We start from the raw sequence: 21,215 nt of genomic DNA, 5'->3' as shown, positions 1-21,215 counted from the left end.
TCCTCGGTGGCCCCGTCAGTGGCCCAAATAGACTTCGATGACTTTCGGGTTGCTCTGCACCGACTCCATGCTGCCCTCGGCCAGCACCTTGCCCTGATGCAGCACCGTGACCTTGTGCGCGATGCTCTTGACGAACTCCATGTCGTGCTCGATCACCAGCACCGAGCGGCCCTGGCTGATGCGGTTGAGCAGATCGGCAGTCTGGGCGCGCTCACTGACGCTCATGCCCGCCACCGGCTCGTCGAGCATCAGCAACTCAGGGTCCTGCATCAGCAACATGCCGATCTCCAGCCACTGTTTCTGGCCGTGGGACAACAGCCCCGCCTGTTGCTGCAACAGGTCGGCGAGGAAGATGTCCTTTGCCACTTCGTTGACCCGCTCGATCACTGGCTGGCTGCGTTTGAAGAACAGTGCGCCAAACACCGTGCGGCCCTTGGGAAAAGACATTTCCAGGTTCTCGAACACGCTCAGGTTGTCGTAGATCGAGGGGGTCTGGAATTTGCGACCGACCCCGGCGCGGACGATGTCGTATTCGTTCATCTTCGTCAGTTCACGGTTGTTGAACTGAATGCTGCCGCCCGTGGCACGGGTCTTGCCGCAGATCAAATCAAGCACCGTGGTCTTGCCTGCGCCATTGGGGCCGATGACCACGCGCACTTCGTTGCGATCGATGTACAGGTTCAAGTCGTCCACCGCCTTGAAGCCGTCGAAAGACACCGTCAGGCCCTCGACGGCCAGCACCGGTTTGGGCATCTGAAAGCCGCTGGCCGTGGTCATGGCTGAGTCTCCAGTGAGCTGTTGACGGGTTGGGCGCTGGTCGCAGCAGCCGGTTTTGCAGGCGCAGGGGCGGCAGGCAGCGCGGGTTTACGCTTCAGCCCCGCCAGCCATATGCGCCCGTGGCTTTCCCATAATCCAGCCAGGCCGTTGGGGAAATACATGACCACCGCGATGAACAGGCCGCCCATCAGGTACAGCCACAGTTCGGGGAAGGACTCGGAGAAATAGGTCTTGCCGTAGTTCACCAGCAGCGAGCCGTACACCGCGCCGAGCAGCGACATGCGCCCACCGACGGCGGCGAAGATCACCATCTCGATGGAGGGCACGATGCCGACGAAAGACGGAGACATGAAGCCCACTTGCAACGCGAACATCGCCCCGCCAATGGCCGAGAAACCGGCCGCGACGCAGTACACGAATATCTTGAAACTGGCCACGTCGTAGCCGGAAAAGCGCACGCGTTCTTCCTTGTCGCGCATCGCCATCAACAGACGGCCGAGCTTGGACGCCAGGATGAATTTGCCGATCAGGATGCAGCCCAGCAGCAAGGCCGCGTTGATGAAGTACAACGCCAGCTTCGCCCCGTCGCCACGGATGTCCCAGCCCAGCAGGGTCTTGAGGTCAGTGATGCCGTTGACGCCTCCCGTAAGGCCCTGTTGGCCGATGATCAGCACGGTCAGGATCAGCGCGATAGCCTGAGTGACGATAGAGAAATACACATCGCCCACTCGACGCTTGAACAGCGCCGCGCCAATCACCAACGCCAGAATCACCGGCACCGCAATGACCGCCACCAGCGTGAAACTGAAGCTGTGAAACGGTATCCACAGTGCAGGCAGTTCGGTGACCTGGTTCCAGTCCATGAAATCCGGAATGCCCGGCGTGGACTGGATTTTCGTGCTCTCGGGGTCGCTGGCCTCCAGCTTGAGAAACATGGCCATGCAATAGCCGCCCAGGCCGAAGAACACCCCTTGTCCCAGACTGAGAATGCCGCCGTAGCCCCAGCACAACACCAGCCCCACGGCCACGAAGGCGTAGGTCAGGTATTTGCCGACCATGTTCAGGCGAAAGGCGTCCAGCGTCAGCGGGAACACCACCAGAATCAGCGCGGCCAGAATCAGCAGGCCGATCACGCCCTGCCGTCCGCCCATGAGTTTGTCTAAAGCGTTCATCTGCACGCCTCCTTTACTTACGGACCTTGCTGGCGAACAGCCCTTGAGGGCGCATCAGCAGGATCAGAATCACGGTGGAGAGGGTCAGCACTTTGGCCATCGAACCGCTCATGAAAAACTCGGAAACCGACTGCGTCTGGGCGATGGCGAAAGCCGAGGCGATGGTGCCTAGCAGGCTTTGCGCGCCGCCGAAGACCACGGTCAGGAAGGTGTCGACGATGTACAGCGAACCCGCTGTGGGCCCGGTCGAGCCAATGGTGGTGAACGCCGCCCCCGCAACCCCCGCCACCCCACAGCCCAGGGCAAAGGTCATTCGGTCGACCTTGCGGGTGTTGATGCCGACGGCGCGGCTCATCACCCGGTTCTGCACCGTGGCGCGGACCTGCAAACCCCAGCGGGTGCGGTAGAGCATCAGAAAAATGCTGCCGGTCAACAGCACGGTCAGGGCCATGACGAACAGGCCGTTTTTCGGGATTTCGATAGCGTCGGTCAGGTTGACTGCGCCCATCAGCCACTCCGGCGGGTTGGCGCTGACTTCACGGGCGCCGAAGATCGAGCGGAACGCCTGCTGCATCACCAGCGACAGGCCCCACGTGGCCAGCAAGGTGTCCAGCGGTCGGTGGTACAACCGGCTGATCATCACCCGCTCAACCGCCCAGCCGATGGCACCCGCCACCACGAACGACAGCGCGATGGCGAAGAAAAAGTAATACGGCTGCATCGACGGCATGTGGTTCTGCACGAAAGTCGAGAGCACGTAGGTGGTGTAAGCGCCGATGGTGAGGAATTCACCGTGGGCCATGTTGATCACGCCCATCTGGCCAAAAATGATCGCCAGCCCCAGGGCCATGAGCAGCAACACGCAGAACACGGACAGCCCGTTAAAACCCTGCATGGCGGCGATGGCACCGAAATCAGATAGCCATTGCATGGTGGTGTCCTCTTCAGAAATTTGATCGTTCCCACGCTCCGCGTGGTAACGCATCGGGTGACGCTCTGCGTCACGGGGCCGCAGAGCGGCCGTCAGGCATTCCCACGCGGAGCGTGGGAACGATCACTGGCGAATCGGTTACTGATAACCCTTCGGAAACGGATTCGGCTCGATCAGATCCGACTCGTAGATCACCTTGAACTGGCCGTTGGCCTGAGCTTCGCCGATGCGGGTCTTGCTCCACAGATGATGGTTTTCGTGGACTTTGACGTAGCCTTCCGGCGCGGTTTTCAGCTCGATACCGGGCGAAGCTGCGACCACTTTGTCGACATCGAAGCTGCCCGCCTTCTCCACCGCCGCTTTCCACAGCCACGGGCCGAGGTAGGCCGCCTGGGTCACGTCGCCCATCACCGCGTCCTTGCCGTATTTGGCCTTGAAGGCTTCGACGAAGGCTTTGTTGTTGGGGTTGTCCAGGCTCTGGAAGTACTTCATCGAGGCGTAGAAACCTTCCATGTTCTCGCCGCCGATGCCGAGCAGTTCATCCTCGGTGACCGACAGGGTCAGCAGGTTCTGCTTGGCCGCCGTCACGCCTGCGGCCTTGAGCTGTTTGTAGAACGCCACGTTGGAGCCACCGACCACCGCCGCGAACACCACATCAGGTTTCTTCAGCTTGACCTTGTTGATCAGCGAACCGAACTGGGTGTTGCCCAATGGGTAGTAGTCTTCGCCGACGACGGTGCCGTGGAGCACGTTTTCAATGTGTTTGCGGGCGATCTTCATCGAGGTGCGCGGCCAGATGTAATCCGAGCCGATCAGGTAGAACGTCTTGGCACCCTTCTCCTTGGCGATCCAGTCCAGGCTCGCGAGGATCTGCTGGGTGGCTTCCTGGCCGGTGTAAATCACGTTCTTCGACTGCTCCAGCCCCTCGTAGAAAGTCGGGTAATAGAGCAAGCCGTTTTCCTTCTCGAACACCGGCAATACGGCCTTGCGCGAGGCCGAGGTCCAGCAGCCGAATACTGCCGCGACCTTGTCGCCGACCAGCAGCTTCTTGGCTTTTTCGGCGAAGGTCGGCCAGTCGGAGGCGCCGTCTTCCTGAATCACCTTGATCTGCCGTCCGAGAATCCCGCCCGAGGCGTTGATCTGGTCGATGGCCAGACGCTCGGCTTGAATCGAACCGGTTTCGGAAATGGCCATGGTCCCCGTGGCCGAGTGCAACTGGCCAACGGTGACTTCGGTCGGGGTCACGGCCAGGCCGGTGCTGTTCACGTCATCGGCTACGGCCATCTGGCCGAACACACCGGCGGCGATCAGCGACAGCGCAGCCGCGCCCAGGGTCAGCCGTCGAGGGAGGAAGCGTTTCAAGTGGGTCTGTGGTGATTCCATGGTTCCGGCTCCTGAGTGGGTCGTCGTTCTCGCCAGCGCTCTGAATGGCGCCTCATCGCGAGCTGGAACCAGCATGAAGTCCGGGCACGATTGGGGGTATACGCAGCATGACGTACTGGCATACGTCATTTGACGTAGCGCCAGAAACGCCGTTTGGCGGCATGCTGACGCCCGTGCGAGCGCTGGGGCATGGAATTTGCTCCTGAAAACCAGGCGTGGCCGTTGTGAAAGCGGTGAGTCAGTTGCAAATGGTTTGACTGGCAGGTCGCTTTCGCCAGCAAGCCGGCTCCCACAGATTCAGCGCCGAATAACAAATCTGAATCCGGCGCGGGCATTGTGGGAGCCGGCTTGCTGGCGAAAGCAGTTGCCCAGTCAACATAGAATTTCCCACATGAATCAAGCGTCAGGACGACGGGCTTTTTGATCCTTACTTTCTGGAAAAATCCACCGTGCGACCTTCCGGCTCTCAACGCATCATCAAGGTCCGTCGTGACTACAACAGCCTGGTCGCCGACGAGACCATGGAAGACTACGCGCTGCGATTCACGCCCAAGTCGTTTCGCAAATGGTCGGAATTCCGCATCGCCAACACGGCGGTCGGCGCGGTGTCGTTTCTGGCGCTGGAAGCCATCGGCGGCGCGCTGGTGATGAGTTACGGTTTCACCAACACCCTGTGGGCGATCCTGGCCACGGCGCTGGTCATCTTCCTCACCGGCCTGCCGATCAGCTACTACGCCGCACGCTACGGTGTGGACATGGACCTGCTGACCCGCGGCGCCGGGTTCGGTTACATCGGCTCGACCATAACCTCGCTGATCTACGCCAGTTTCACGTTCCTGTTCTTCGCCCTGGAAGCGGCGATCATGGCCCTCGCACTGGAACTGTATTTCCGCATCCCGCTGGCACTGGCCTACGTCATCTGCTCGGTGATCGTCATCCCGCTGGTCGCCTATGGCATCACCCTGATCAGCCGCTTGCAGATGTGGTCGCAGCCACTGTGGCTGACCTTGCTGCTGGTGCCCTACGTCTTCGTGATCTGGAAAAACCCCGAGGCACTGAGCGACCTGACAAGCTTTGCCGGGCGCGAAGGCGAAGGCGGCACCTTCAATCTGCTGTTCTTCGGTGCAGCGTTCAGCGTGGCACTGTCGCTGGTGACCCAGATCGGCGAACAAGTGGACTACCTGCGTTTCCTGCCCGAGAAAACCCGCGCCAACCGCATCCGCTGGTGGGCGGCGCTGCTGATGGCCGGTCCCGGCTGGATCATCCCCGGCGCGCTGAAGATTCTCGCCGGGGCCTTTCTGGCCTTCCTCGCTCTGCAACACGAAGTGCCCATCGAGCGCGCCGCCGAGCCGACGCAAATGTACCTGGTCGCCTTTCGCTACGTGTTCAGTTCCCCGGAATGGGCGCTCGCAGCCATGACGCTGTTTGTCATCATCTCGCAGATCAAAATCAACCTGACCAACGCCTACGCCGGTTCACTGGCCTGGTCGAACTTCTTCGCGCGGGTCACCCACAGCCATCCGGGCCGGGTGATCTGGCTGGTGTTCAACGTGATCATTGCGTTGATCCTCATGGAATTGGGGGTGTTCGACGCCATCGAGCAGGTGCTGGGCCTGTACGCCAACGTGGCGATTGCCTGGATCGGCTCGCTGGTGGCGGATCTGGTGATCAACAAGCCACTGGGCTGGTCGCCACGGCATATCGAGTTCAAGCGCGCGCACCTGTACGACATCAACCCGGTCGGCGTCGGCGCAATGACCATTGCTTCGCTGGTCTCGTTCTGCGCCCATTTCGGGGTGTTCGGCGAGCTGGCCCAAGCCGCACCGCCGCTGATTTCACTGGCCATCGCCTTGATCGTCGCCCCACTGATCGCCTGGCGCACCAAAGGCCGCTATTACATCGCCCGCACCAGCGCCAACGCCCTGCTCTACCCCGATGGCCCCCAAGCCAGCCTGCGTTGCGGGCTGTGCAACAACGCCTTCGAAACCCCGGACATGGCGTGGTGCCCGGCCTATCGCTCACCCATCTGTTCGCTGTGCTGTTCGCTGGACGCCCGCTGTGGCGATCAGTGCAAGAAGCGCGCACGGCTGTCGATGCAGTTCGAGGATCTGGTCAGCCGCTTGCTGCCCCGTTTGCCGCGCCAATACCTGCACACGCGGCTGGCGCAGTACCTGGGGCTGCTGACGATCCTGATTCTGGGCTTGTCTGGCGCGCTGGCGTTGATCTACAGCCAGGTGGCCCACGGCCTGATCGACCAGTCGCCGCAGGTGCATCACACCCTGATGCTGGCGTTTCTCAAGGCCTTCCTGACCTTCTGCGTGTTCGCCGGAATTCTCGCCTGGTGGGTGGTGCTGACCCGGGAAAGCCGTCGCGTGGCCCTCGAAGAATCCGAGCGCCAGACGCTGCTGCTGATTCAGGAAATCGACGCCCACGACAAAACCGACAAGGCCTTGCAAGAAGCCAAGGAAGCGTCCGAAGCGGCCAACGCCGCCAAGAGCCGCTATGTCACTGGCCTGTCCCACGAGCTGCGCACGCCGCTGAACAGCATTCTCGGCTTCACGCAAATTCTTCAGCGCGACGCCGCAACCCCGCCGCAACATCAGGACCCGCTGGCGACCATCCTGCGCAGCAGCTCGCACCTGCTGTCGCTGATCGACGGCCTGCTGGACGTGGCCAAGATCGAAGCCGGAAAACTGCGGCTGGAACCCTCGGAAATCCTCTTGCAGCAGTTCCTCAGTGACCTGGAGCAGATGTTCGTCAGCACCGCGCGGGACAAGGGCCTGCGCTTCCGTCTGGAGCTGGTCGGGCGCATGCCGGTGGTGGTGCGCGGCGATGAAAAACGCGTTCGGCAGATTCTCATCAACCTGTTGGGCAACGCGGTGAATTTCACCGACAGCGGCGAAGTCTGCCTGCGTGTCAGCTACCGCCGCGAGACGGCGATTTTCGATGTGATCGACACCGGCATCGGCATTGCCCCGGAGCAGATCGAACGGATTTTCCAGCCTTTCGAACGTGGCGGCCTGGTGCGTCAGGACAACGGCGTCGGCCTGGGCCTCACGATCACCCGCATGCTCACCGCGTTAATGGGTGGTGCGCTGTCGGTGACCAGCCAGCCGGGTGAAGGCACGCGCTTTCAAGTGCGCCTGTTTCTGTCCGAAGTGCGGGTGCCAAAAGCGGTCATCGATGTGGATCACGACGTCACCGGCTATGAAGGCGAGCGGCGGCGGATTCTGGTGGTGGACGACCACATCGAACACCGCAAAGTGATCTCGGGCATGCTCACGCCGCTGGGCTTCGATGTGGTGCAGGCCGCCAACGGTCACGAGGCGGTACGTCAGGTGTCGTTGCTGCATCCGGACCTGATCCTGATGGACCTGTCGATGCCGGACATGGACGGCTGGCAGACCTTGCGCATGATCCGCCACAACGCACTGTCCCGAGCGCCGGTCATCGTGCTGTCGGCCAATGCCAATGCCTTCACCGACCCGCTGGTCGACAACAACGACCACAGCCTGCCGTCGATGGAGCATGACTACCTGGCCAAGCCGGTGCACCTGCAACAGTTGCTCGACCGCCTCGCCCATCACCTGAACCTGACCTGGCAACGGCGCTTGCGCAAAGCACCGCCCGCCCGCTCGGAATGGCGCCTGCCGCCCCGTCGCGACCTGGAAGAACTCTACGAACTGTGCGGCTTGGGCTACATGCGCGGGATTCAGCACAAGCTCGATGCCATCGAACGGGACAGCGCCGACAGCGCCGGCTTCGTGGCGGACCTGCGCACCCTGGCCAAAGGGTTTCGCCTGGATGAACTCAGCCTGCAACTGAAGGAGGCCCTCAATGAACGCCCTGACTCAACCCGCTGACACCGGCGTGATCCTGATCGTCGACGACACCCCGGACAACCTGGCGCTGCTGTCCGATGCGCTGGACGAGGCCGGCTACATGGTGCTGGTCGCGCTGGACGGCACCAGTGCGTTGAACCGCATCCAACGCAGGCGGCCGGACCTGATCCTGCTCGACGCGATGATGCCGGGGCTGGACGGTTTCGAGACCTGTCGCCTGATCAAGCAGCAGCCCGACACCGCCAACATCCCGGTGCTGTTCATGACTGCCCTGACCGACAGCGAACACGTGGTCAAAGGCTTCGAAGCGGGTGCCATCGACTACGTGACCAAACCCATTCAATGCACGGAAGTGCTGGCTCGGGTGGCCTCGCACCTGCGCACCGCGCGCATCCTGCAATCGGCGCGCAACGCCTCGCAGCCCATGGGCCTGGACCACGCCCCGGCCTATGATCGGCTGGCGAGCCGTTTTCAACTCACGGAACGGGAATTCGAAGTGCTGCGCTGGGTGGCCTGCGGCAAGACCAACAAGGACATCGCCGACATCCTGCAACTGAGCCCGCGCACGGTGAACAAACACCTTGAGCACATCTACATCAAGCTGGGCGTCGAGACCCGTACGGCGGCGACATCGGTGGCGATGGCGGCGATGACCGAGCGCGTGTCGTGATCAGCAGATCGGCAGGTTGCGCGCCTGATGGGTCATGCACAGGTCCTTGACCGTTTGACGCAGCCAGCGATGGGCCGGGTCCTTGTCGAAACGCGGGTGCCAGGCCTGCACCACGTTGACAGGTTCGAAGTCCAGCGGAATCACGAACGGACGCATGCGCAGCCCCAATTCGTCCATGCCCCACAGCACGGTTTCCGGCAACGACACGATCAGGTCAGACGCCGCGATGGAGAAAATCGCCGAGTGGAAATTCGGCGTGGTCAAGGTGACGCGACGGGACAGTCCCAGCAACTCCAGCGCCGCATCGATAGGCCCGTGAGGGCGCCCACGGCGGGAGACGCTGACATGGTCGTATTCGGCAAAACGCTCGGGGGTGACTGGCGCGTTGAAGATGGGGTGGTCTTCACGGGCCAGGGCGACGAAGCGTGTGGTGAAGAGTTGCTGGACCTTCATTTCAGGGCCGAAATTGCGTCGCGAGGTGACGTGCAGGTCGATGCGGCCTTCGCGCAAGGCGTCGTCATCGCCCTCGCCTTCGGGTGCGAAACGCAGCGATGCGTCGGGGGCCTGAAGGCGCAGCGCGTCCACCAGATGGCCGCCGAACGCGCCGAAGAAGACGTCGTTGGAGCGCACGTTGAAACGCCGCGAAAGGGTGCGCATGTCCACCTCATCGCGTGCCTGAAACACCTCAGTGGCCTGCTCGACCAGGCTGCGCACCTGTTCTTGCAAAGCCAACGCCCGAGGCGTCGGCACCAGCCCGCGGCCTGCGCGCACCAGCACCGGATCGCCCAATGCTTCCCGTACTCGCGTCAGCGTCCGGCTCATCGCAGCCGGACTCAAATGCATCCGCTTCGCCGCCCCGACCACACTGCCCTCTTCGAGCAAGGCGTCGAGGGCGATCAGCAGGTTCATGTCGGGCAAGGGCATGGTGGGGCATCCGTTTTTTGATGTGGCGGATGATGAGGGAAATGGCAGCCATTGAGAATGGCGTATTGTGGGAGCGAATTCATTCGCGATTGGCCCGTACATCCGATGCATCTCCGTCGGCTGTACTGACGTCTCGCGAATGAATTCGCTCCCACAGAAGTTCAACCTTACGTCAAATCACCCCTCGCCCACGCCACTGCGCCCGCTGCTGCGCATCGATCCCCAACGCTTCCAGCACTTCATCGGTGTGCTGACCCAGGGTCGGCGCCGAACGGGTCACGCCGCCAGGCGTGGCGCCCAGTTTCGGTACGATCCCCGGCAAGATGACAGGGGTTCCGTCGTCCAATTGGCTCTGCAGCAACATGTCGCGCGCTTTGTAATGAGGATCGCTGGCGATGTCAGCCGCGTCGTAGATTTTGCCTGCCGGAATCCGCGCCGCCGTCAGCTTGGCCAGCACCTCGTCCAGATCCAGACTTGCCGCCCATGCAGAGATCGCCGCATCGATCAGCTCGACCTGTTTCACCCGTCCATCGTTGTGCGCCAGCGCCGGGTCATTGGCCAGATCGGGCCGTTCGATCAGCGCCATCAACCGCTGATAAATGCTGTCGCCGTTACCTGCAATCAACGCATAACGGCCATCGCGACAACGGTAGGCATTGGAGGGCGCAATCCCCGGCAGGCTGCTGCCCGCTGGCTGGCGCACGGCACCGAACACCGAATACTCGGGAATCAGGCTTTCCATCATGTTGAAGACCGACTCGTACAGCGCGACGTCGATTTCCTGCCCTTCACCGCCGTTCTGGTCGCGATGACGCAGAGCAAGCAGCACACCGATGACGCCATGCAGCGCCGACAACGAGTCGCCAATCGACACGCCCACTCGAACCGGTGTGCGATCCGGCTCGCCCGACAAGTGACGCAATCCGCCCATGGCCTCGCCCACCACGCCAAAGCCTGGGCGATCGCGATAAGGCCCGGTCTGGCCATAGCCGGACACCCGCAGCATCACCAGTTTCGGGTTGAGCGCGTGCAGTTCTTTCCAGCCCAGCCCCCAGCCTTCGAGGGTGCCGGGGCGAAAGTTCTCCACCAGCACGTCGGCTTCGGCGAGCAGCTTGCGCACCACGTTCTGGCCTTCCGGCTCGCGCAAATCGAGGGTCACCGAACGTTTGTTGCGCGACGACACGGCCCACCACACTGACGTGCCTTCGTGCAGCAAGCGCCATTTACGCAGCGGATCACCCGTGCCCGGCGGCTCGACCTTGATCACATCGGCGCCGAACTCGCCGAGGATCTTCGCCGCGAACGGCCCCGCGATCAGTTGCCCGAGTTCGATGACCCGAATCCCTTGCAGTGGCTTTTGCATGACGTGCCTTTTCTTGTGGGAACAAAGTCGCGTCATTGTCGGCCATCTGCGGAAGAAATCCAGCCTCCTAAAAACCTCCCCCCAAGGATCGATACAACCCCACCAGCGCCAAGGTCTGCGCCGTTGAACTGTCGACAAACTGCTCCTGACTCGCCAACAATGCCCGCTGCACGGTCAGCACACTGACGAAATCCACGGCCCCGGCCTTGTACTGCTCCCGGGCGGTGCCGAGAGCGATGCGGTTCTGCTGCACTGCGTTTTCGAGCTTGTGTTGCTGCAACTGGCTGGCGTTGTACAGGCTCATGCTGTCATCGATTTCCTGCCAGGCCCGCAGCACGGTTTTCTGGTAGTTGAGTGCCGCTTCCTGCTCCTGCGCTTGGCGCAGATGCAGCATGCCCCGCAGGCGAAATCCAGGCCAGTTGCAGGGACTGAAAGCCGACGTTGCCGGACAGCACGATGCGCGGATAAAAATCGCCCTCCGCCACGCCGACACTGGCCGCTGCCACGTGCATGCGCGCCTCGGCCTGACGAATATCGGGACGGCGCTGAGCCAGTTCCGACGGCAGGCCCACCGGGATCGCATCGGGCAGCGGCGCGCGCTCGGTAGCCTTGAGAAGTTCACTTTGCAAGGTTCTTGGCTGCTGGGCCAGCAACAGGCTCAGGGCGTTGACCAACTGCGCCTGACGCTGCTCCAGCAACGGAATACGCGCTTCGACCGTGGCCACCTGCGCCGAGGCCTCGGCCACGTCCAGATCGGTCGCGACGCCGCTGTTTAGACGCACTTTCGACAGCGCCAGGCTGTTGCGCGAGACGTCGATGTTTTCCCGCGTCACGGCCAGGGTGTCCTGTACACCGCGCAGTTGCAGGTAATCGCGGGCGGTTTCGGCCTGCACCGACAGCAGCACGCCGCGTCGGTCATTTTCAGCCACGGCGACCGTGGCATCGGCGGCCTCGACCTCACGTTTGACCCGCCCCCACAGATCGATTTCCCAGAAGGCATCCAACCCGCCGTCCCACAGGTTGAACGCCGATTTGCCGCTGTTGCCCGACGGATCGTTCAGACCTTCGCCACTGTTGCGGGCACGCTGGTAACCCAACCCTGCCGAGACTGACGGCAGTTGATCCCCCGCCACCACCTGCCGTGCCGAACGGCTTTGTTCAAGGCGTGTGGTGGCGATTTTCAGGTCCAGATTCGCCGCCGTCGCCCGGTCGATCAACGACGACAACAACGGGTCGTTGAACACCTCCCACCAACGCTCTTTGATCGGTGATGCCTGCGGGTGACTGACTGCTTGCTCGCCCTGGGTCGGCAGCCAGTCCACTTGGGCGTCTGCCTTGGGCGGCTGGAAATCATGGCCCGCCTGACACGCCGACAAGGCGAGCGCCAGCGCCGACACTGTCAGGCCCTGTCGCATCATCACCCTGCTCATCGCGCACTGACCCCTTCTGCCCCGCCCGACCGGGTATCGATGCTGGCATCCACCGACATCCCCACCCGTAACCGACTGAGTAACGGCTGGTGCGGATCCAGCACAATCTTCACCGGCAGGCGCTGCACGACCTTGGTGAAATTGCCCGTGGCGTTGTCCGGTTTGATCGCGGCGAATGTCACGCCGGTCGCAGGCGCAATGCTTTGCACCCGGCCCTTGAGGGTATCGCCGGAGAACGTGTCGACGCGCACGTCCACCGTTTGCCCCGGCGCAACGTGAGTCAGCTGGGTTTCCTGAAAGTTGCCGACGACGTAGACCTGATCCAGCGGCACTACCGACAGCAGGCGCGTACCCGGCGTGACGTAGTTGCCGATGCGCACCGCGCGCTCACCGACCATGCCATCGACCGGAGCGACGATGCGCGTGTACGACAACTGCAACTGCGCCTGATCGCGAGCGGCCTGGGCACGTTTCAAGCCGGCTTCGGCGGCGTGTTGCTGGGCCACCAAAATGTCGACCTGTTTACGGTCAGCGGCCAGCGAGGCGGTCGCGCTGTTCAAGCGGGCGCGAGCGGTGTCGATGCGATTGCGCGCCTGCTGGGCGTTCTGCACGGTGCCTGCGCCCATTCCGGCGAGATGGTCGTAACGCGCCTGTTCCTGTTCAGCGAAGGTCACTTCGGCCTTGTTGGCGGCCAGCGTCGCTTCGGTCTGTGCGATGACCGAGGTCTGGCGCTGCAACACCGCCGAGGCCTGTTCATATTGCGCCTTGGCGGCCAGTACGTCGGCGTCGGAAGCGGCCAGCGCGGTCTGGAAATCCCGGTCGTCGATCACCGCCAGAAGCTGCCCGGCCTTGACCTGCTGGTTGTCCTCTACCAGTACCTGGCCAATGAAACCCGCAACTTTCGGCGCCACGTTGGAATAGTCGACGGCAATGTAGGCGTCGTTGGTGCTCTGGCGGCCACCGGTGCCGGTGAAACCGTAAATGCCCACCGCCGCGAGGGCGATCACGACCCCACACAGGGCCAGGGTTTGTTTTGAAGTCATGTTCATGAAGTCAGTCTCAAGAGGTGCAAAATCAGGCCACGGCACGGGGCGGATACACCCGGCTCGGCATCAGAGGAATCAACAGGATCAGCGCGGCAGCGACCCAGCCCATGCAGTAAAAGAGGTCGATACTGGTCAGGGTCACAACCTGTTCGTGAATGCGATGCGCCAGAGAGGCCGCCGAGTCCTGGCCCGCCAGTTCGGGGCTGTTGCCCAATCGGTCCACCAGCACGTTGGAGTGAAAGTGCTGCCGCGCCGTGGTCAGAGCATCGAGCGCGCCGGTGGCGACGACCGACGCCAAGCCGCGCACGGTGTTGAACCACGCCGAGGCGAACGGCCCGTCAGGTGGCGCGATACCGCCTGTGGCCTGCATCAGCAGCGGCATCACCGCCATGGGCTGGCCGACCACTTGCAACAGTTGCAGGGCGTAGAAGTTGTCGCGAATCCACTCGGGGTTCATCTGCGTCGCCGCGAAACAGTACAGCGCCAGCAGCGAAAGCCCCGTGGTCAACACCCAGCGGCAATCCACTGCACGGAGGTTGCACAGCGCCGCCACCAGCGGCAGCGCCAACAGTTGCGGAAGGGCCACCAGCAGCATCATCGGCGCCGTTTGCAACGGCCGATAACCGTGGACTTGCGCCAGATAGGCTGCGGGAATCGAGCCCGTCGCGGTCAGCACCACCAGCACGCCGCCCAGGGTGATCAGCGCATGGGACAGGTTCAGGTTGGAGAGCATCTGCAACTTGAAGAACGGCACCGGGGTGAACCATTCGTTGATCATGAACAGCGCCAACAGCCCCACGCCACCGAACAGCAGAACGGTGATCAGGGTCGATTCGAACCAGTCCAGCCGGTTGCCCTGCAACACCCCGGTCACCAGCATGCAGATCGCCGGAACGCCCAGCAGCACGCCGCGCCAGTTGAAGGTCTCGAAGCGCTCCAGACGCAGCGGGTCTTGGGGAATGCCGTGAGCAATGGCAATCATCGCCACCACGCAAGGCGTGACGACCTGCCAGAAGGTCCACTGCCAGTTGAAGTATTCAGTCCACAACGCCGCCAGTGGCGTGCCCAGACTCGGTGCGAAAGTGGCCGTCAGCGCGTAGCCCGCCAGACCGTACAGCTTGATGTCCGGCGGCAGAAAACGCAGCGCGACGGTCATCAGCATGGGCGGCAGGCAACCCGCTGCCAGGCCTTGCAGCATGCGTAACATCAGAAACGCATGGTAATTCGGGGCCAGCGGACAGAGCAGCGCAAACACTACGAACGCGGCGATCGCGCCAAGGGTAAAGCGGCGCAGGGACAGCGTGACGGCGAACCACGGCGCGAAGGCCGTGGCGGTCAACGACGTGGCCGAGTACAGCGACGTGACCCAGGTCGCTTCGTCATAACCGATGAACATTGCTCCGCGAATGTCGGCCAGCGCGATGCGGGTTACGCCCTCGTTGATCCCGGCGACCAGCACCGCGAGCAACACGCCCACCAGTCCCAAAATGGTTTGCAAACCGAACGCGGCGGGTGCTGCGGCCTTGATCGCCGGGGCCGGTGCTGCGGCCGTCACGACGCCACTCGCGTGCGAGCGCTGAGTTCGCGGGTCAGAACAAGGCGTGGCATGGGCGTTCAACTCCGGGCATCTGGGTCATGACCGGTAGTTTAAAAAGCCCACGGATGAAGAAAAATTTACATTTGGGCAGTGTATCAGTGCACCAGACGCACGAATCGACTGCTCGCCATGATGCTCAACGCATTATCACGCTGAGCTATATCGCGCCGATTCAAGCGTTTTCGCTGTCCCAGAAGCGCTTGTACATCCCCAACCGCTTCTTCAAGGGCCGCGACAGCCGCGCCTCTTCCTTGCCCAGCTTGAACGCCAGCAACTTCAGACCGTTGCGCACAAACGACGCAGGCCACAGATACCAGCGACGCAGCCCCAGAAAATCCAGCTCGGACTTCACGTAGCGAAAGCCTTCGGCCCGAGCGCCGCCGAATTTGGCGTGAATCCACGACTCCCGCGCCTGAAAAACACCGATGTCGAAGTAGCGGCGAAACTCTTCGCGCAGGGTGTAGTTGTGGGAATGACGACACACCGCCGAACCTTGGTAAGCCACTTTCCAGTGCGACAGCAGCATCTTGGCCGCAACGTACATGTCTTCCGACAGGATCACATGCCGCGGAAAGCCGCCCACCGCCCGCAGCGCATCACGGCGATAGGCGGCGAAGGAATTGGACATGAACGGCGCCTTGATCCCCAACTCCGGCACGTCGTCCAGACTCTTGACCCGCGACACCGGGGGGTAGTTGAACCAGCGTGCATGCTGCGACAGCACCGTGGCGTCCAGATGGGGCAACTGACGACCACAGACCGCGCCCACCAGTTGATCCTCGAAGGGCGCGAGAATGTTCTCCACCGCCCGGGGATCTTCCAGATAAGCGTCTTGAGTCAGGTAGACGAACACGTCGTAACCGGGATGGGCCTCAGCCATCATCTGCCGGGTGCCGCCGTGATTGAAGTCCTTGGCATCGATGCGGATCACGCCGTTGCAGCGTGACTGCGCCAGCTCCAGAGTGCCGTCCGTGGAGCTGGAATCAACGATCAGGGTGTCGAACTCGGCGGTTTGCGCCCAGAGGGAGTCGAGCAACCGCTCAAGCTCCCTGCGCCCGTTGTAGGTCGGGATCACACAGGCCACACGCAAAGGCTGCATAACAATACTCCGGGGTAAATACGGGATACCCATTTGTCATGACACGCGATTGAGGGTAGCTCAGGATCCGCTGATGGGATCCAACCGCTGGTCAGCCCATGACCTCACTCAAAGGAATGAAATTCAGCAGATCGCCTTCGGCAACCGTTGTGCCTTCTATCACCTCGATCAAGCCGTCCGCCCATGCCGCACTGCGCAGCACGCCCGAGCTTTGATTGCGATAAGCGATCAACCGCCCCTGCTCCAGACGGCCGCGCAGGTACTCGCGACGATTGCCCGGTTTGGGCCAGACAAAACCGGCGGGCACCTTGAACGACAGCGGCGTCACCTGTTGCACGCCCATACGGCGCAGCAGATAAGGCCGGGCCAGCAGTGCGAAGGTCACCAGGGTCGAGGCCGGATTGCCCGGTAAGCCGATCACCGGCACGCCACGGAAATGGCCGAAAGTCAGCGGCTTGCCCGGTTTGATCGCCAGCTTCCACAGGGAAATCTCGCCCTCTTCGCGCAGGGCATGGCCGAGGAAATCCGCCTCGCCCACTGACACACCGCCCGTGGACAAAATCAGGTCAACATCGCCTAATGCCCCTAGCGCTTCGCGGGTTTTCTCCAGGTTGTCCGGCAGGATGCCCGCATCGACGACCTCGCACCCCAAGCGTTTGAGCCAACTGCACAGCAACACGCGGTTGCTGTTGTAGATCTGCCCCGGCCCCAGGGCCTGACCCGGCTCGATCAACTCATCGCCCGTGGACAGCACCGCCACACGGGCGCGACGCACGACCTGCAACTCGCCCCGGCCAAGGGTGGCGGCCAAGCCCAGCTCAATCGGGGTCATGACGGTGCCCGCGTCCAGAACCTTGTCGCCGACGGTGGTTTCCTGGCCTTTGGGACGGATGTTCTGATCGATGCTCAGGGCTTCGAGGAAGCGCACGCGCTCGTCAGCCTGGACCTCAGCGTTTTCCTGCATCTCAACGCAATCCGCACCTTCCGGCACCGGCGCCCCCGTGAAAATCCGCGCACAGGTGCCCGGCTGCAACGGCTCCGGCGCCTGGCCTGCGAAAATCCGCTGGCTGACCGGCAGCGGTTCCCCGGTCCAGTCCGCCACGCGCAAGGCATAGCCATCCATGGCGCTGTTGGGCCATGGCGGGAGATCGAGGGTGGAGATGAGGTCTTCGGCGAGAATACGGCCTTGCGCGTCGGCCAACGCCACGGTTTCACGCTCGGTGATCGGCGCCGCAGCGGCCAGGCTCATCAGACGTTCCATGGCGTCTTCCACGGGAATCAGGCCACGCACTTCAGGCTTGCTCATCGCCATTCACCCACGGGTTGCACACGGCTCGGCCTTTTTCAGATGAGGCACGAAGTTGCAGGGACGGAAGCTGTTGTTCAGTTGATCGGCCAGAATCCCGTCCCAACCGGTGCGTACCGCGTTGGTCGAACCCGGCAGGCAGCAGACCAGCGTGCCATTGGCCAGACCGGCCAGCGCGCGGGATTGAATGGTGGAACTGCCGATGTCCGGCACCGAGATCTGGCGGAACAGCTCGCCAAAACCATCGACCTGTTTGTCCAGCAGGCAGGCCACGGCTTCAGGGGTACTGTCGCGCCCGGTGAAACCGGTGCCGCCGGTGATCAGCACGACCTGCACTTCGTCATCGGCAATCCAGGTCGCGACCTGAGCGCGGATCTTGTACAGGTCGTCCTTGAGCAGCTTGCGCTCGATCAAGCCATGACCGGCGGCGGTCAGGCGATCGACGAACATCTGCCCGGAGGTATCATTTTCAAAGGTGCGGGTGTCGCTGACGGTGAGCACGGCAATGTTCAGCGGCACGAATGGGGTATCAGCCTTGGCTTTCATCGGCGAGGTCCAGTTGTAGGGAAAACAGACCGGTGTTATATCACAGGGCCTCCTTTTTCTCTGCTGAACGAGTGCACCATGACCCCGTCCGACCCCCTGCCCCCCTGCTCGATCCTGCTGCTCGCCGGAGGTCAGGGCCAGCGCATGGGTGGCCGCGACAAGGGCCTGATCGAATGGCGCGGCGAGGCGTTGATTCAGCACCTGCACCGCCTGACCCGGCCCCTGACCGACGACCTGATCATTTCCTGCAACCGCAATCGCGAGCGCTATGCGCCGCTGGCCGATCAATTGGTGCAGGACGACGAGCAGGATTTTCCCGGCCCCTATGCAGGCATTCGTGCAGGCCTGGCCGTGGCCCGGCATGAATTTCTGCTGGTGATGCCTTGTGACGCCCCGCTGCTGGATGTCGAACTGTTGAAAGGGCTGCGACAAACCGCCGCTGATCATCCCGGCCAACCGGTGATGATTCGCCAAGGTGAACAATGGGAGCCGCTGTTGTGCTGTATTCCGACCGTGCATCGCGCGGTGTTCGAGCGACACTGGCAACAAGGCCAGCGCAGCCCCCGCCAAACCATGGCCGAACTGGGCGCGGTCGCGTTGCAATGCGAGGCTGGCGACCGGCGTTTGGCCAACCTGAATACACCGGATCTATTGATCGATATCACGCCGTAGCCCGGCAGCCGATGTTTCATGGAACTTTGCGCACAACCGCTGCGTCAGAAACCTCACTACACAAAGAATTACCCTCGGAGACACAGTAATGAAACAACGGACTATTCCCGCAGCCTTCCTGCTCGCACTTGGCCTTGCCACCCTCGCTGGTTGCTCTTCGCCCACTGTGATCACCCTGAACGACGGCCGTGAAATCCAGGCAACGGACACGCCGAAGTACGATGAAGACTCCGGTTTCTATGAGTTCAAACAACTGGACGGCAAAGAGACCCGCATCAACAAAGATCAGATCCGCACTGTTAAAGAGCTGTAATAACGGATCGAGATTGAAAAAGACCCGCCTGATCAGGCGGGTTTTTTATGGATCCGCCGTTGGCGCGACACCCTGAGGCACATCGCTCGTCGTCCTGACCTTGAGGTGTCGCCCTCAAAATCGCTGCCGTCGGCAAGCCGGACTGCTACAGGGGCTTGGCGCCTGTGAAGCTTGAGGATTGAGGCCTCACAGCGACGAATTGAGCTCGGATATCAATGTCTCCCGGTACTTGAGCGCCGCCACCGATGCCTCGCCCAGCGAGCTGGCCACGGCACTCAACAAGCCCTGCGCCAGGAGCATGAACGCGCACATGCTGTTGCTGAAGAACAGGCTGTGATTAGGCACATAGAAACTGTGAATCGCGCTCTTGGCCAATGGTGAGCTGGCGGAGTCGGTCAGGGCCACGACGTCGATGCCGTGTCGGGCGGCGACTTCTGCAGTCGCTAACACGCTCGGGGTGTAGGGAAAACAACTGGCGACCACCAGCAGGTCCCCTGTTTCCAGTTGTGCAAGGGCATCGGCCACTCCCTGACGGCTGGAATCCAGAGCGCTGACGTCCGGGCGCAGCATGCCCAAGCCATAGGACATGAACAGCGCCAGTGAGTTGAACTGACGCATGCCGTGAATCCGCACCCGCTTCGCGCTGCACAAGCGTTGCACCACATCACCAAACGCGACCGGGTCCACTTGCTCGATCATGCTGGCGATGTTGGCGCTTTCCTGACGGCCGAGGCGGGTCAGTTGATTCAGCGTGCCCATGTCATCGGCGTTCACCACCAGCCGCGACGCCTGGTCGCTGTAGAAACTCTTGCCCTCGGTCAGTTCGCGACGAAACACGTCCTGCAACTTGCTGAACCCCGAATACCCCAACCGCCGCGCCAGCCGCGACAGCGTCGAGGCGTTCACCCCCAGTTGCTCGGCGAGCTCGGTGATCGACGACACCGCTGCGCGCTGTGGTGATTCGATCATCGAGGTCAGCACGCGGGTCGAGCTGCCACCCAGCACGATGTCCACTTCCTGATGCTCGATGGCCGAGAGCAGTTGTTTCAGGTCGGCCACGGTTTCAGGCAGGGATTCGTTGGGCTTGGTCATCGGGGCAATCCACTATCAGGCAAGAGAAACGACACCCCAGGCGTCAGGATGGTCCGTGACGCGGCGCGTATGAACCCGCCATTCTACAGCGCTGGCGGTCAGGGTGAAGACCGCGGTAGCCAAGGTGTTTTCATCGTCCGGGTCATCGGCGGCGCACCGGTAGATCGGCAATACCGAATGATGCTCGTCACGCAGAATCGCCACTGCCCGCTGCGCATCGAACCTCTGCGCCGACTCTGCCAGCAATTGATTCACGCGCTGTTGGCGGGCACCGGAACTGCCTGTGATCACCTGCCCCACGCCATCGAGGGCGTCGTGAACCAAGTGGTTCGAATGCCCCCCAATGGTTGTGACTTCCACCACCGCAACGCCTTCGCTGGTGGCCTCGACGCTGACCACGCGTGACGTCCCGGCCTGCCCGAACGCATGGTGAAACGCGCCCGCTCTGGGCCCATCCCACACCGCCGCAATGGCCTCGTCGACCGATTTGGCGTCCAGAGAAGCACGCCCCAGAATCTGTCGAGGTATGCCTGTTGGAATGTCCATCGGACGAATGTTGTTAACCGTCGCGACCACCCCGAATTCATTGACCGCGAAGGTATGCCCCGGAATCGAGCCCGGATAGATGAAGCTGGTAAACGCCGCTCCCTCGTCAGGACGGGCATGCAGCAGTGCGCAATCGCCCCGCAGTTGCGGCAGACCGTCTTCGTTGTGGGCGATCAAGGTGCCGTGGTCCGTCTGGCCAAACACCGTGGTGCAACCGTCGACGCTGGCCGTGCGGGCGAAATCGCCGCGACAGTTCCACAGGAATACCTCATCGAGCGGCAACGCCAGCCCCGACGCCAGACCTTCTATTTCCTGCCAGTAACGAGGGTAATGCTCGCGCACCAGACGCCGCATCTGCTGCGCCTTGTCGGTGTGCGCTTGGGCTGCCAGATAACGCCACAGCGCCAGCGGCCGCAATTTGGCGTGTACGGCCTCGCGGCCAAATTCGCCCAGACGCCGCCCCAGGTCGAACGCACTGCCACCCGCGTGAATTTCAGTGAACATGG

Annotated in this window: 17 protein-coding genes and 1 pseudogene; 4 read left to right on the top strand and 14 right to left on the bottom strand. The window is 62.3% G+C overall.

The annotated features are described in order from the left end of the window. Positions 1–15: 15 nt before the first annotated feature. From urtD to urtA, 4 genes are all read right to left on the bottom strand, one after another. Positions 16–777: an urea ABC transporter ATP-binding protein UrtD gene (urtD, locus tag ACI5GA_RS25715; protein ID WP_404633382.1), complete on the bottom strand. Its 762-nt coding sequence runs from the start codon at positions 775–777 to the stop codon at positions 16–18. Beyond that, the gene (urtC, locus tag ACI5GA_RS25710) at positions 774–1,949 is read right to left on the bottom strand and encodes an urea ABC transporter permease subunit UrtC (protein WP_421424797.1); all 1,176 of its coding nucleotides are present in this window, start codon (positions 1,947–1,949) and stop codon (positions 774–776) included. Before urtC ends, urtD begins: the two co-directional genes overlap by 4 nt. A gap of 13 nt (positions 1,950–1,962) precedes the next feature. Then, the gene (gene urtB, locus ACI5GA_RS25705) at positions 1,963–2,880 is read right to left on the bottom strand and encodes an urea ABC transporter permease subunit UrtB (RefSeq protein WP_421424796.1); all 918 of its coding nucleotides are present in this window, start codon (positions 2,878–2,880) and stop codon (positions 1,963–1,965) included. Positions 2,881–3,018: 138 nt separating this feature from the next. Further along, entirely contained in the window at positions 3,019–4,263 is a 1,245-nt protein-coding gene (gene urtA, locus ACI5GA_RS25700; RefSeq protein WP_404633376.1) for an urea ABC transporter substrate-binding protein, read from the bottom strand. 449 nt (positions 4,264–4,712) lie between these two features. Between urtA and ACI5GA_RS25695 the strand changes: the two genes are divergently transcribed. Together ACI5GA_RS25695 and ACI5GA_RS25690 are read left to right on the top strand one after the other, a co-directional pair. Beyond that, on the top strand, positions 4,713–8,126 hold the full coding sequence (locus ACI5GA_RS25695) for an ATP-binding protein (RefSeq protein WP_421424794.1): 3,414 nt from the start codon (positions 4,713–4,715) through the stop codon (positions 8,124–8,126). Further along, positions 8,101–8,775, top strand: a complete 675-nt coding sequence (locus ACI5GA_RS25690; RefSeq protein WP_421424792.1) for a response regulator — start codon at positions 8,101–8,103, stop codon at positions 8,773–8,775. Before ACI5GA_RS25695 ends, ACI5GA_RS25690 begins: the two co-directional genes overlap by 26 nt. Here ACI5GA_RS25690 and ACI5GA_RS25685 read toward each other — a convergent pair whose 3' ends face one another. The 8 genes and pseudogenes from ACI5GA_RS25685 to moaB all read right to left on the bottom strand — a co-directional run bounded on the left by ACI5GA_RS25685 (position 8,776) and on the right by moaB (position 18,086). Beyond that, on the bottom strand, positions 8,776–9,699 hold the full coding sequence (locus tag ACI5GA_RS25685) for a LysR family transcriptional regulator (RefSeq protein ID WP_421424791.1): 924 nt from the start codon (positions 9,697–9,699) through the stop codon (positions 8,776–8,778). It lies immediately after the preceding gene. 172 nt (positions 9,700–9,871) lie between these two features. Continuing rightward, positions 9,872–11,062 (bottom strand): CaiB/BaiF CoA transferase family protein, encoded by a 1,191-nt coding sequence (locus tag ACI5GA_RS25680; protein WP_421424790.1) that lies wholly within the window; start codon positions 11,060–11,062, stop codon positions 9,872–9,874. Between the two features lie 67 nt (positions 11,063–11,129). After that, positions 11,130–12,492 (bottom strand): annotated as a pseudogene (locus tag ACI5GA_RS25675) (efflux transporter outer membrane subunit). After that, complete coding sequence (locus ACI5GA_RS25670) at positions 12,489–13,541, bottom strand: HlyD family secretion protein (protein WP_421424789.1); 1,053 nt, start codon at positions 13,539–13,541, stop codon at positions 12,489–12,491. Before ACI5GA_RS25670 ends, ACI5GA_RS25675 begins: the two are co-directional and overlap by 4 nt. 25 nt (positions 13,542–13,566) lie before the next feature. Then, positions 13,567–15,093 (bottom strand): MFS transporter, encoded by a 1,527-nt coding sequence (locus tag ACI5GA_RS25665; RefSeq protein ID WP_421424787.1) that lies wholly within the window; start codon positions 15,091–15,093, stop codon positions 13,567–13,569. Between the two features lie 214 nt (positions 15,094–15,307). Continuing rightward, a complete protein-coding gene (locus ACI5GA_RS25660; RefSeq protein ID WP_404633360.1) occupies positions 15,308–16,234 on the bottom strand; it encodes a glycosyltransferase in 927 nt (308 codons plus the stop codon). A gap of 91 nt (positions 16,235–16,325) precedes the next feature. Beyond that, positions 16,326–17,540, bottom strand: a complete 1,215-nt coding sequence (glp, locus tag ACI5GA_RS25655) for a gephyrin-like molybdotransferase Glp (RefSeq protein ID WP_421424786.1) — start codon at positions 17,538–17,540, stop codon at positions 16,326–16,328. Positions 17,541–17,546: 6 nt separating this feature from the next. Then, positions 17,547–18,086 (bottom strand): molybdenum cofactor biosynthesis protein B, encoded by a 540-nt coding sequence (moaB, locus tag ACI5GA_RS25650; RefSeq protein WP_404633356.1) that lies wholly within the window; start codon positions 18,084–18,086, stop codon positions 17,547–17,549. A gap of 78 nt (positions 18,087–18,164) precedes the next feature. Here moaB and mobA point away from each other — a divergent pair, with 78 nt between their 5' ends. Then, positions 18,165–18,758: a molybdenum cofactor guanylyltransferase MobA gene (mobA, locus tag ACI5GA_RS25645; protein WP_421424784.1), complete on the top strand. Its 594-nt coding sequence runs from the start codon at positions 18,165–18,167 to the stop codon at positions 18,756–18,758. Positions 18,759–18,846: 88 nt separating this feature from the next. Then, entirely contained in the window at positions 18,847–19,071 is a 225-nt protein-coding gene (locus ACI5GA_RS25640; RefSeq protein WP_404633352.1) for a YgdI/YgdR family lipoprotein, read from the top strand. 186 nt (positions 19,072–19,257) lie between these two features. On the opposite strand, the gene ACI5GA_RS25635 is transcribed toward ACI5GA_RS25640, so the two are convergent. Beyond that, the gene (locus tag ACI5GA_RS25635) at positions 19,258–20,163 is read right to left on the bottom strand and encodes a MurR/RpiR family transcriptional regulator (RefSeq protein ID WP_404633350.1); all 906 of its coding nucleotides are present in this window, start codon (positions 20,161–20,163) and stop codon (positions 19,258–19,260) included. A gap of 15 nt (positions 20,164–20,178) precedes the next feature. Further along, positions 20,179–21,213, bottom strand: a complete 1,035-nt coding sequence (locus tag ACI5GA_RS25630; RefSeq protein ID WP_421424782.1) for a C45 family autoproteolytic acyltransferase/hydolase — start codon at positions 21,211–21,213, stop codon at positions 20,179–20,181. Between the last annotated feature and the right edge of the window lie 2 nt (positions 21,214–21,215).

It is taken from the genome of Pseudomonas sp. Pseu.R1, from assembly GCF_045764065.1.
Lineage (GTDB): Bacteria > Pseudomonadota > Gammaproteobacteria > Pseudomonadales > Pseudomonadaceae > Aquipseudomonas.
Note: the sequence above shows the minus strand (reverse complement) of the source record. Positions and strands in the feature narration are given on the sequence as shown.

What these genes read in the sequence shown, in the direction of transcription:
- urtD (WP_404633382.1), bottom strand. Translation starts at nt 777, where the DNA reads ATGACCACGGCCAGCGGCTTTCAGATGCCCAAACCGGTGCTGGCCGTC.
- urtC (WP_421424797.1), bottom strand. Translation starts at nt 1,949, where the DNA reads ATGAACGCTTTAGACAAACTCATGGGCGGACGGCAGGGCGTGATCGGC.
- urtB (WP_421424796.1), bottom strand. Translation starts at nt 2,880, where the DNA reads ATGCAATGGCTATCTGATTTCGGTGCCATCGCCGCCATGCAGGGTTTT.
- urtA (WP_404633376.1), bottom strand. Translation starts at nt 4,263, where the DNA reads ATGGAATCACCACAGACCCACTTGAAACGCTTCCTCCCTCGACGGCTG.
- ACI5GA_RS25690 (WP_421424792.1), top strand. Translation starts at nt 8,101, where the DNA reads ATGAACGCCCTGACTCAACCCGCTGACACCGGCGTGATCCTGATCGTC.
- ACI5GA_RS25685 (WP_421424791.1), bottom strand. Translation starts at nt 9,699, where the DNA reads ATGCCCTTGCCCGACATGAACCTGCTGATCGCCCTCGACGCCTTGCTC.
- ACI5GA_RS25680 (WP_421424790.1), bottom strand. Translation starts at nt 11,062, where the DNA reads ATGCAAAAGCCACTGCAAGGGATTCGGGTCATCGAACTCGGGCAACTG.
- ACI5GA_RS25670 (WP_421424789.1), bottom strand. Translation starts at nt 13,541, where the DNA reads ATGAACATGACTTCAAAACAAACCCTGGCCCTGTGTGGGGTCGTGATC.
- ACI5GA_RS25660 (WP_404633360.1), bottom strand. Translation starts at nt 16,234, where the DNA reads ATGCAGCCTTTGCGTGTGGCCTGTGTGATCCCGACCTACAACGGGCGC.
- glp (WP_421424786.1), bottom strand. Translation starts at nt 17,540, where the DNA reads ATGAGCAAGCCTGAAGTGCGTGGCCTGATTCCCGTGGAAGACGCCATG.
- moaB (WP_404633356.1), bottom strand. Translation starts at nt 18,086, where the DNA reads ATGAAAGCCAAGGCTGATACCCCATTCGTGCCGCTGAACATTGCCGTG.
- mobA (WP_421424784.1), top strand. Translation starts at nt 18,165, where the DNA reads ATGACCCCGTCCGACCCCCTGCCCCCCTGCTCGATCCTGCTGCTCGCC.
- ACI5GA_RS25640 (WP_404633352.1), top strand. Translation starts at nt 18,847, where the DNA reads ATGAAACAACGGACTATTCCCGCAGCCTTCCTGCTCGCACTTGGCCTT.
- ACI5GA_RS25635 (WP_404633350.1), bottom strand. Translation starts at nt 20,163, where the DNA reads ATGACCAAGCCCAACGAATCCCTGCCTGAAACCGTGGCCGACCTGAAA.
- ACI5GA_RS25630 (WP_421424782.1), bottom strand. Translation starts at nt 21,213, where the DNA reads ATGTTCACTGAAATTCACGCGGGTGGCAGTGCGTTCGACCTGGGGCGG.